9 protein-coding genes are annotated in these 9,358 nt (G+C 40.3%); 1 reads left to right on the top strand and 8 read right to left on the bottom strand.

The genetic code is table 11. The features are described from left to right. Positions 1-358 precede the first annotated feature (358 nt). The 7 genes from glmS to sigW all read right to left on the bottom strand — a co-directional run bounded on the left by glmS (position 359) and on the right by sigW (position 7,669). Positions 359-2,161, bottom strand: coding sequence for a glutamine--fructose-6-phosphate transaminase (isomerizing) (gene glmS / locus V7122_RS17265; RefSeq protein ID WP_335527795.1), 1,803 nt, complete (start codon positions 2,159-2,161; stop codon positions 359-361). 189 nt (positions 2,162-2,350) lie between these two features. Continuing rightward, the gene (locus V7122_RS17260) at positions 2,351-2,536 is read right to left on the bottom strand and encodes a hypothetical protein (RefSeq protein ID WP_335354242.1); all 186 of its coding nucleotides are present in this window, start codon (positions 2,534-2,536) and stop codon (positions 2,351-2,353) included. Positions 2,537-2,641: 105 nt separating this feature from the next. After that, positions 2,642-3,994 (bottom strand): phosphoglucosamine mutase, encoded by a 1,353-nt coding sequence (gene glmM, locus V7122_RS17255; RefSeq protein WP_335347337.1) that lies wholly within the window; start codon positions 3,992-3,994, stop codon positions 2,642-2,644. 32 nt (positions 3,995-4,026) lie between these two features. Next, on the bottom strand, positions 4,027-5,298 hold the full coding sequence (locus tag V7122_RS17250; protein ID WP_335347336.1) for a CdaR family protein: 1,272 nt from the start codon (positions 5,296-5,298) through the stop codon (positions 4,027-4,029). Next, positions 5,291-6,118 (bottom strand): diadenylate cyclase CdaA, encoded by an 828-nt coding sequence (cdaA, locus tag V7122_RS17245; protein WP_335347335.1) that lies wholly within the window; start codon positions 6,116-6,118, stop codon positions 5,291-5,293. The genes V7122_RS17250 and cdaA overlap by 8 nt, the downstream gene beginning before the upstream one ends. Positions 6,119-6,282: 164 nt before the next feature. Further along, positions 6,283-6,918, bottom strand: coding sequence for an anti-sigma factor (locus V7122_RS17240; RefSeq protein WP_335347334.1), 636 nt, complete (start codon positions 6,916-6,918; stop codon positions 6,283-6,285). A gap of 187 nt (positions 6,919-7,105) precedes the next feature. Next, positions 7,106-7,669: an RNA polymerase sigma factor SigW gene (sigW, locus tag V7122_RS17235; protein ID WP_335347333.1), complete on the bottom strand. Its 564-nt coding sequence runs from the start codon at positions 7,667-7,669 to the stop codon at positions 7,106-7,108. A 174-nt stretch (positions 7,670-7,843) separates the two neighbouring features. On the opposite strand from sigW, the gene V7122_RS17230 reads away from it, so the two are divergent. Continuing rightward, positions 7,844-8,083, top strand: a complete 240-nt coding sequence (locus V7122_RS17230) for an aspartyl-phosphate phosphatase Spo0E family protein (protein WP_335347332.1) — start codon at positions 7,844-7,846, stop codon at positions 8,081-8,083. Between the two features lie 35 nt (positions 8,084-8,118). Here the strand turns inward: V7122_RS17230 and rocF are convergent, their stop codons facing one another. Further along, on the bottom strand, positions 8,119-9,015 hold the full coding sequence (rocF, locus tag V7122_RS17225) for an arginase (protein ID WP_335347331.1): 897 nt from the start codon (positions 9,013-9,015) through the stop codon (positions 8,119-8,121). Positions 9,016-9,358 lie beyond the last annotated feature (343 nt).

Raw genomic sequence — 9,358 nt, 5'->3', positions numbered from 1 at the left:
ACAATCGGGCGCGATTGTAGAATAACATTGGTATAAAATGATCAAAATTTTATATACTACTCCATCTAGGTCAATTGAAAAAGAATCCATTTTGATCAATCTTTTTTTAGTGAATTTTCAAATTTACCATAAAAAACAGGTTTGTAAGATGTTCTCGAACAAACTTTATTTCAAAGCAACATAAGTTAGTAATTAGATAAAAATTAACAAGGAATGTCCCATATGAAAGGGACATTCCTTGTTTTAATTAGAAAATAACTTACTTTTTTTAATATCAAAAACCTTGTTTAAAAATACTGGTTTCTAGGTCACGACTGAGTTGTCGTTAGACACAAGTATCAATTCCCAAACTTTCCACTTACTCCACCGTCACACTCTTCGCCAAATTCCTCGGCTTGTCAACATCACAGTCCCGGTGTAAAGCAGCGTAGTAAGAAATTAGTTGCAATGGTACAACAGAGATAAGAGGTGTTAATAGTTCGTGCACGGCTGGAATGACAAAATTATCTTCTTCCACTTCCAGACCTTTCATAGAGATGATGCACGCGTTGGCTCCTCGGGCAGCGACTTCTTGGACGTTGCTGCGGATGTTTAAATTAACACTTTCTTGAGTAGCTAAGGCGATAATTGGTGTGCCGTCTTCGATTAAAGCGATCGTGCCGTGCTTTAATTCGCCTCCTGCAAACCCTTCTGCCTGAATATAAGAGATCTCCTTCAGCTTTAGTGCTCCTTCAAGACCGACATAGAAGTCTAGTCCACGGCCAATGAAAAATGCATTGCGAGTAACGGATAAAAATTCACGGGCAATTGCTTCGAATTCTTCTTTTTCATCACAGAGCACTTCCATCGCATTCGCAATGATGCCAAGCTCTCGAGAAAGATCAAGATCCATTTCTATTCCACGGCTCTTTGCTGTAACCTCAGCTAAAATCGCTAATACCGCAAGTTGTGCTGTGTACGCTTTTGTCGAAGCAACAGCAATTTCAGGACCAGCATGAAGCAGTAACGTGTAATCCGCTTCACGGGAAAGTGTTGAGCCAGCCACATTTGTAATCGTAATCGCTTTATAGCCCATTTCTTTAATTTTCACAAGTACAGCACGGCTGTCGGCAGTTTCCCCGCTCTGTGAAATAAAGATGAATAGAGGTTTTTCAGGAAGCAACGGCATGTTGTAGCCAAACTCACTGGAAATATGCACTTCTACCGGAATTTTCGCCATTTTTTCAATGAATTGTTTCCCAACGAGTCCAGCATGGTAGGACGTTCCCGCTGCAATGATGTAAATACGATCTGCCTCATTCATTGCTTGTAGAATTTCGCCATCAATTGTTAAAGCTCCCTTTTCGTCCTGGTAGCTTTGAATAATTTTCCGCATCACTAAAGGCTGTTCGTCAATTTCCTTTAACATATAGTGCGGATATGTGCCTTTTTCAATGTCGCTTGCATCTAATTCTGCTGTATAAGGATCACGGGTGACTTTTTCACCATCAAGGTTCATGATCGTTACTTCATCTTTTCTCACGATGACGACTTCTTTGTCCATTAACTCTACATATTGGTCCGTTACTTGAAGCATGGCCATTGCGTCTGATGCGATCACATTAAATCTATCACCTAATCCGACTAGCAGCGGGCTTTTATTTTTCGCAACGTAGATGGTTTCATTATCCTTTTCGTCTAAAAGGGCAAGTGCATACGACCCATTTAATTGCTTAAGCGTATTGCGAAACGCTTCTTCAGTTGTTAGTCCTTCATTCGCGAGCAATTCAATCAGCTGAACGATGACCTCCGTATCTGTATCACTGTTAAAAGGAACGCCTTGCAAATATTCGCGCTTTAGGATTTCATAGTTTTCAATGACACCATTATGAACCAGAGTAAAGCGCCCTGATGCGCTTTGGTGCGGGTGAGCATTGGCTACACTTGGCACTCCATGTGTAGCCCAGCGAGTATGACCTATTCCTAGCTCGGCATAAACATCAAAATCAACCATGTTTCTTAAATCAGCAATACGGCCCTTTTCTTTAAAAACATGTACAGTGTTCTCGTTCATTACAGCAATTCCTGCTGAATCATATCCTCTATATTCAAGCTTTTCTAAGCCTTTAAGCAAAATTTCTTTCGAATCAAAATTTCCAATATATCCTACGATACCACACATACTTCTTTTCCTCCTAAATCGGAAGGGGCAAGAAGCCTTTTGGGACAGTCTTGCCCCTCATCTCTGTAATTGATCTTCTGACGTTTTCTTTTGACAAGCGACTAGTAATGTTGTTTTTTACAGTGGCTGTTTTCATCAAACGTCATTTTTAATAATTAGCATTCCCATCTCTTTGTGCATTAAGTTACCCTAATGTTTTATAGATGGAATAACGGTTTGCTTTGAACCGGGAGGCATCCGCCGAACATTTCGATAAACCTCCTCCTCGTCAACTAATCCACTTCCGTTCTGAATTAGTCCAGGCGCTTCAATATTAATTTTTTTTACAATAAAACGGCCCACCTTTCCATTTATTTTAAAAAACAGTAATATCATACACACAAAAAACTCTTTCGTCAATTGAAAAATAGAGGAAAAAAACTCCCTATACAATAAAAATATGCATAAGAGAACGGTTCGGTTCCCTTATGCATAGCCTGTTTACTCTTCATTCAATCCCATTTCTTCTACGACCACAGCAGCAATTCTCTCCACATAAGAGTTGCATAGCTCTTCTGTTGGCGCCTCGGCCATCACACGAACAAGCGGCTCTGTTCCAGATGGTCTCACCAAAATGCGGCCATTTCCACTCATTTCTTTTTCAACCTCTGAAATAATCGCACTTACTTTTTCATTATCTGTCACATGGTGCTTATCTGTCACACGAATATTCACAAGCTTTTGCGGGAACTTTTGCATTTCCTTTGCAAGCTCTGATAATGGCTTTTTCGTCATTTTCATGATGTTTACAAGCTGAAGACCTGTTAGGAGCCCATCGCCTGTCGTAATATAATCAAGGAAAATGATATGGCCGGATTGCTCGCCTCCAAGATTATAGCCATTCTTCTTCATTTCTTCTACTACATAGCGGTCACCAACAGCTGTTGGAATGCTTTGAATGCCGTTCGCCTCCAGCGCTTTATAAAAACCAAGGTTGCTCATAACAGTCGAAACCACTGTACTATGGCGCAGTCTGCCTTGTTCTTTCAGGTATTTCCCGCATATATACATAATTTGATCGCCATCTACAATGTCGCCATTTTCATCTATCGCAATAAGGCGATCTCCATCCCCATCAAATGCTAAACCGACATCTGCTCCCTTTTCCTTTACAAATGCAGCAAGCGTCTCAGGATGTGTTGATCCTACACCTTCATTAATATTTAATCCATTAGGAGAAGCTCCAATCATGGATAGATCTGCATCTAAATCGGCAAATAAGTGTGATGCAAGGGAAGATGTCGCTCCGTGAGCACAATCCAAAGCAATATGGATGCCGGAGAAATCCTCATCCACAGTTTGCTTCAAAAATTGCAAGTATTTCTGTCCGCCCTCGAAATAATCATTCACCTGTCCAAGCTCGGCTCCGACCGGTCTTGGCAGCTGATCTTCCTCTTGATCCATAAAGCTTTCGATTTCATTTTCCTGTTCATCAGATAGCTTAAACCCATCAGGGCCAAAAAACTTAATTCCGTTGTCTGCCACAGGATTATGTGAAGCAGAAATCATGACGCCCGCTTCTGCCCCAAGTGCTTTTGTTAAATAAGCAACACCAGGCGTTGAAATGACGCCAAGACGCATGACCTCTGCTCCGATAGATAATAGACCAGCAACGAGTGCCCCTTCAAGCATGTGTCCAGAAATACGAGTATCACGGCCAATTAATACTTTTGGACGGCTTTTATCTCTAGTCAGAACATATCCTCCAAAACGCCCTAATTTAAAAGCTAACTCAGGTGTCAACTCGCTATTTGCGACTCCACGTACCCCATCCGTACCAAAATATTTTCCCATTAATGCATACTCTCCTTTAAACATTATTTATATTAAATCTCTTTTTGTGTAATCGTAACTTTTGCTACATCCGTTGCCAGATTCCATTGAACATTTGAAGGACCATTTACATTAATTTTGACGTCATGGTCTCCCGCTTCTATATTAGATAAATCAAGAAAAACAAGAAAATCACTAGCTTTTAATTGCTTAATCATTTCGCTTTTTCCTGTAACAGTTAGGCTGGCACCGTTATTTGGCGATAACACTTCTGCCTCATATTGGTTAGGGAGGCCCGAAAAACTGATTGGAAGATTAGAGAAAGTTTTATTCTCATCCGTTTCTACAGTTTGATCTCCCTCTTGTGGAATTTCACTTGTTTGGATCGCTACTCTGATCGTTTTTGGATTCACCTCAATAATTCCTTCAGAAATGATGACAGGCAGTGATATTTCCGTATCTTCATTGATTTGGCTAACATCTACTTCGACCCTTACGCTGTCCGTCCTATCTAACACATCCTGTGCAGCAAAAATCTTAGCCTCTTTTATATCAGGTGTAATGGAATCAATCTTGATGTTCGCCGGCGGACTGCCTTTTTCTATCACCTTAATGGGAACTGTTTTACTCAAGCTTTTCACTGGGATGATGACATCAACCATTTCATGTTCTAATAAAACATCAAGCTTATTCATATTCCGATCTAGCACTTGAATCTGTGCTTCTCTTCGAACAGTCTCTTTTATAGTCCCCCTTATATTCACTGTCGCTTTTACATAGCTAATTTTGTCAATGACATCCTTAGCTCCCGTTATTTTTATACTTTTCGGCTCTGCCTCAGGAGGCTCGGAAATATAGCCCGCCTCTAACAAGGTCTTATCAAATTCTACATCTACTTTAAAATCCTTTGTTACTTTCTCCTGAATGCTGACATTTACATAGGCAGGATCAATTGTCGCTTTCAGCTTGTCTGATAAATTTCGAATTTCCAACGGAACGCGTTTTGTGCCAATGGCAGCATTTGTTAAGTCCACATATACTTCGAAATTACGTTGCGCTTTTGCGGGTTGCAATAGATTCTTTGGACCTTGTATGGTCACTTTCACCGTTTCCGGGACGCCTGTTACTACAAGATTGTCAGTATCATAATAGCTTTTAACTGGTATATCCGATAGAATTTCATAATCCTCCCCGCTAGGCACATTAATGTTGGAAACGTCCTTTTGTGGATCATAAACAGAAGTAAAGAGAAGCATGGCAAGAATTAATGCGGTAATCTTCATAAACCAGCGTGTGCCAATCAGCTTGTCAATTAATTTATCCATTTTTCTTCGCCCTCCAATTCCAACGAGCGGAAGAAGCTTGTTTAACTCGGTTTTGTGTAATCAATTCCGTTGTTAACATTTCCTTAAAGTCATCAGATTGTAAGTCACGGTGAAGTTCGCCATTTTTTGTTAGCGAAATACTGCCCGTCTCTTCTGAAACAACTACCGTTACACTATCCGTTACTTCACTAATCCCTAGTGCAGCCCTGTGCCTGGTTCCAAGCTCCTTCGAGATAAATGGACTTTCTGACAAAGGAAGATAGCAAGCAGCAGCAGCCACCTGATTTTTTTGTAAAATAACAGCCCCATCATGCAATGGTGTATTAGGGATAAAAATATTGATCAGTAATTCTGACGAAATTTTTGATTCTAGCGGTGTGCCTGTTTCGATATAATCGCCCATTCCGGTTTCCCGTTCAATGGAAATTAAGGCCCCAATCCGGCGCTTAGCCATATAATCGACAGCCTTCACAATCGATTCAACCAATTTTTCCTGATCTTCTGACTCCTGATTGCCTGTTCTAGAAAAAAATCGTCCCCGCCCAAGTTGTTCAAGGGCTCTTCTTAACTCAGGCTGGAAAATGATTGCAATCACTACAAATCCCCAAGTAAGTACCTGCTGCATCATCCACCCAAGTGTCTGGAGGTGGAAATTATCACTGATTACCTTTACAAGAAGAATAACAAATATTCCTTTTACCAATTGAACGGCTTTCGTCCCTTTGACAATGACAATCAGTTTATAGATGACATACCAAACGAGGAGAATGTCAACAGTATTTGCTAATAATTTCAGTATAGAGAAATCTGAAAACGACATTATCCTTCCTCCAAATATATATTAAAAGCATCATTATTCATTAACATAGCTTTCATATTATACCATAAAGCATGCAATACCACCCGTCTGGATACTGTTAACTTTCCATATAAAATAACGGAATCCTGCCTAAAAGCAAGATTCCGTTGTAGAATGATTGTTTGTTATTGAACCGTCTCAGGCTCACTGCCTTCAAATATGCTAACTACCTCTTTAGCTGTTTTTTTGATATGATACCACATCCAATCAAAAACAGCATTCACCTCTTTTATTTCCCCTGTGACTTTTCCAGCCGATGCCAAATATTTCTCTCCGTTAATAACGGTCACATTTCCTTCAACTTGTCCTTCTATTTTTAATTTGCCATTTTTAACGATGACGTCACCCTTGACTACCTCTCCTTCAGGAACAATGACTGTGTCATTTTGTACTACGAGATTGGGCTGTCTCGACACAGAGAATTGATGATCTTGTTCCCACGAGGAAATGATGCTTCCCATCATGAGTACGAGGAATAGAGATGCAGCCGTCACTAGCGGATGCTGTCTAATCCAGCGCTGGAAACCGACCTTCCGCTTCTCCTTTGGCAATTTGGCCATCACTTTTGCGGTAAAATCGGATGGCGCTTGTATATGTGAAGTACTTCTGACAAGTGCAATAGTCTTTCGTAATTCATGGAAATGCGCCTGGCATTCTTTGCAGCTTTGCAAGTGCGCTCTTAACTCTGCTTCATGTTCGGCTGAGATCTCTTCATCTAAATATTCATGCATATAAAGAATCACTTCTGCTGGACACTTCAAAGTTCTCACCCTCTTCATAATCAAATTCGCCTTGGCTTATTTGCGCCCAGATTTACCTGAGCTCGCTCGATAAATTCCTTAAAAAATCGAAAGGCTCGCCGGAGGCTTTACTTTATTCAGCCAATGTTTGAACCCCATTTACATTTAACTCGCACCTATGAAGGTGGGAATTTATTGCTGAATAAAGTTATACGTGTCGTAATTGGGTTCTTAATGCTTCTCTTCCCCGATGAATTCTTGTTTTAACCGTACCTAATGGCAAATCTAATATCTTGCTTATTTCATTTAAGGAAAGTTCTTCAATATATTTGAGAACAATCACTGTACGGTATTTTTCTGGGAGCTTGGAAATTTCTCTTTGAATTGTCTCTTGCAGCTCCAGACTTTCAAGATCCTCCTCGGGCAGACTCGTATCTGCAGCAATTTGCGAATACATCGTTAACCCGTCAGTCCCTGCTACCTCTGCATCTAAATAATAATCAGGTTTCTTCTTCCTCATTCGATCGATGCAAAGATTCGTAGCAATTCGATAAAGCCATGAAGAGAATTTCAGATTTATATTGAAACTATGAATGTTCACGTAAGCTCTTAAAAAAGCCTCCTGTGCAATGTCTTCTGCTTCATGTCTATTTCCCAGCATTCTATAGCAAATCATATATACTTTTTCTTTATAGATTTCTACTATTTCTGCATAGGAGTCTTGATCCCCTTTTAGTACCTGCTTAATCCTTTTCTTTACGATTGTCTCCATTTTTCTTTTACCTCCGCTCTAATGCGGCTAATCGATATTACGATCGATAGCGGAAAAGGTTTCACTTTTTTTTAAAAATACTAACCATATCTATATTAACAAATATTTACTGCTGGTGTTTAATAATTTTATTTTACGGGGATTATAGTAAGTAAAATTTGAGGATTGCCAAAGATGTACGTCCTAAAGCTTTTCTATTTCGAAATTCAGGCAGTTATAAATAGGTATATCCAAAAGCAAAAAAGGGGTGGTCTCATGTGTGATTGTAAACTATTAAAGGATATAGAAGATTGCAGAAGAGAAATGATTTATTTAGCATCCTCCTCTTCTCTGTGTAGTCAACAAGTAGTAGACATGAGTACAAAACTGGACAGGCTGCTCAATTTATACTACACCCAGAATAAAAAAAATTAGGCAGGGCTTTTTGTTGAGCCACTGCCTGGTATTTTTTATAGAAGCTTTTCGCCAAATAATGAACCCATTAAAGCAACAGCAACAGATGCTGTTTTATTCTTTTCATCTAAAATCGGATTTACCTCAACAAATTCAGCTGAGGTAATCAACCGTGCTTCCGCTAGCATTTCCATGGCTAAGTGGCTTTCCCGGTAGCTGATTCCGCCAATAACCGGAGTTCCTACTCCAGGTGCATCATGAGGATCTAACCCATCTAGATCAAGAGACAGATGGACCCCATCCGTTTTCTCTTTTAAATAGTTAATCGTTTCTTCCATAACCTTCGTCATACCCAAGCGGTCGATTTCATGCATCGTATACACTTTAATTCCCAGCTCTTTTATTAATTCCCTTTCGCCCTCATCTAAAGAACGAGCTCCAATAATGACAATATTCTCTGGCTTTACTTTCGGAGCAAAGCCACCCACATTGGTAAGCAATGGATGACCCATGCCTAAACTAACAGCAAGCGGCATCCCGTGAATATTTCCTGAAGGAGAAGTCTCTGCCGTATTTAAATCCCCATGGGCATCATACCAAATTACGCCTAAATTTTTATAGTGCTTAGCAACCCCAGCCAGTGTGCCAATCGCAATGCTGTGATCACCCCCAAGTACAAGTGGAAACGCTTGATCCTCAATGGCTTGATCCACCTCTTTAGCGAGCAATTCTGTTTTCTCAGCAATTAATTTCAAATTGCGCAGGTTGGAAACCGGATCAACCTCTACTTCTGGTCTCCCTATAGCAATATCTCCCTTGTCATGAACTTCATCAAACAATGCTTTTAACCGCTCATTTACTCCTGCATATCGAATAGCACTAGGCCCCATATCAACTCCACGTCTAGCTTGACCCAAATCCATAGGCATCCCAATAATCGCCAACTTATTCATAAAAAAGCCCTCCCTAAGCCAATAAATCATTTTCTACCTTTATTTTAACCCCATTGAAGGAAATGACTCAACTCGACAAAAATCTGTATAAATATACGGAATATTAGAAATTAAATGGGTGTTCGGCTGATTGGACGGGATAGAATCTATTATTGGTGACCGGTCGTGCTCTTTTTCTGACGGGACGGGCACCTAAACCAATTTTTGGTGACCGGTCGCTCCTTTTTTCTGACAGGACGGGCACCAGTAACCCTTATTGGTGACCGGTCATTCCCTTTTTCTGACTGGATGGGCACCAGTAACCCTTATTGGTGACCGGTCGCTCTCTTTTTCTGACTGGACG

The organism is Bacillus sp. JJ1532 (assembly GCF_036965085.1).
Classification (GTDB): Bacteria; Bacillota; Bacilli; order Bacillales; family Cytobacillaceae; genus Cytobacillus.
Note: the sequence above shows the minus strand (reverse complement) of the source record. Positions and strands in the feature narration are given on the sequence as shown.

Excerpts from the sequence above, each read along its gene's own strand:
- V7122_RS17250 (WP_335347336.1), bottom strand. The coding sequence starts at position 5,298 with ATGGATAAATTAATTGACAAGCTGATTGGCACACGCTGGTTTATGAAG.
- cdaA (WP_335347335.1), bottom strand. The coding sequence starts at position 6,118 with ATGTCGTTTTCAGATTTCTCTATACTGAAATTATTAGCAAATACTGTT.
- glmM (WP_335347337.1), bottom strand. The coding sequence starts at position 3,994 with ATGGGAAAATATTTTGGTACGGATGGGGTACGTGGAGTCGCAAATAGC.
- rocF (WP_335347331.1), bottom strand. The coding sequence starts at position 9,015 with ATGAATAAGTTGGCGATTATTGGGATGCCTATGGATTTGGGTCAAGCT.
- sigW (WP_335347333.1), bottom strand. The coding sequence starts at position 7,669 with ATGGAGACAATCGTAAAGAAAAGGATTAAGCAGGTACTAAAAGGGGAT.
- V7122_RS17260 (WP_335354242.1), bottom strand. The coding sequence starts at position 2,536 with ATGATATTACTGTTTTTTAAAATAAATGGAAAGGTGGGCCGTTTTATT.
- glmS (WP_335527795.1), bottom strand. The coding sequence starts at position 2,161 with ATGTGTGGTATCGTAGGATATATTGGAAATTTTGATTCGAAAGAAATT.
- V7122_RS17230 (WP_335347332.1), top strand. The coding sequence starts at position 7,844 with ATGTACGTCCTAAAGCTTTTCTATTTCGAAATTCAGGCAGTTATAAAT.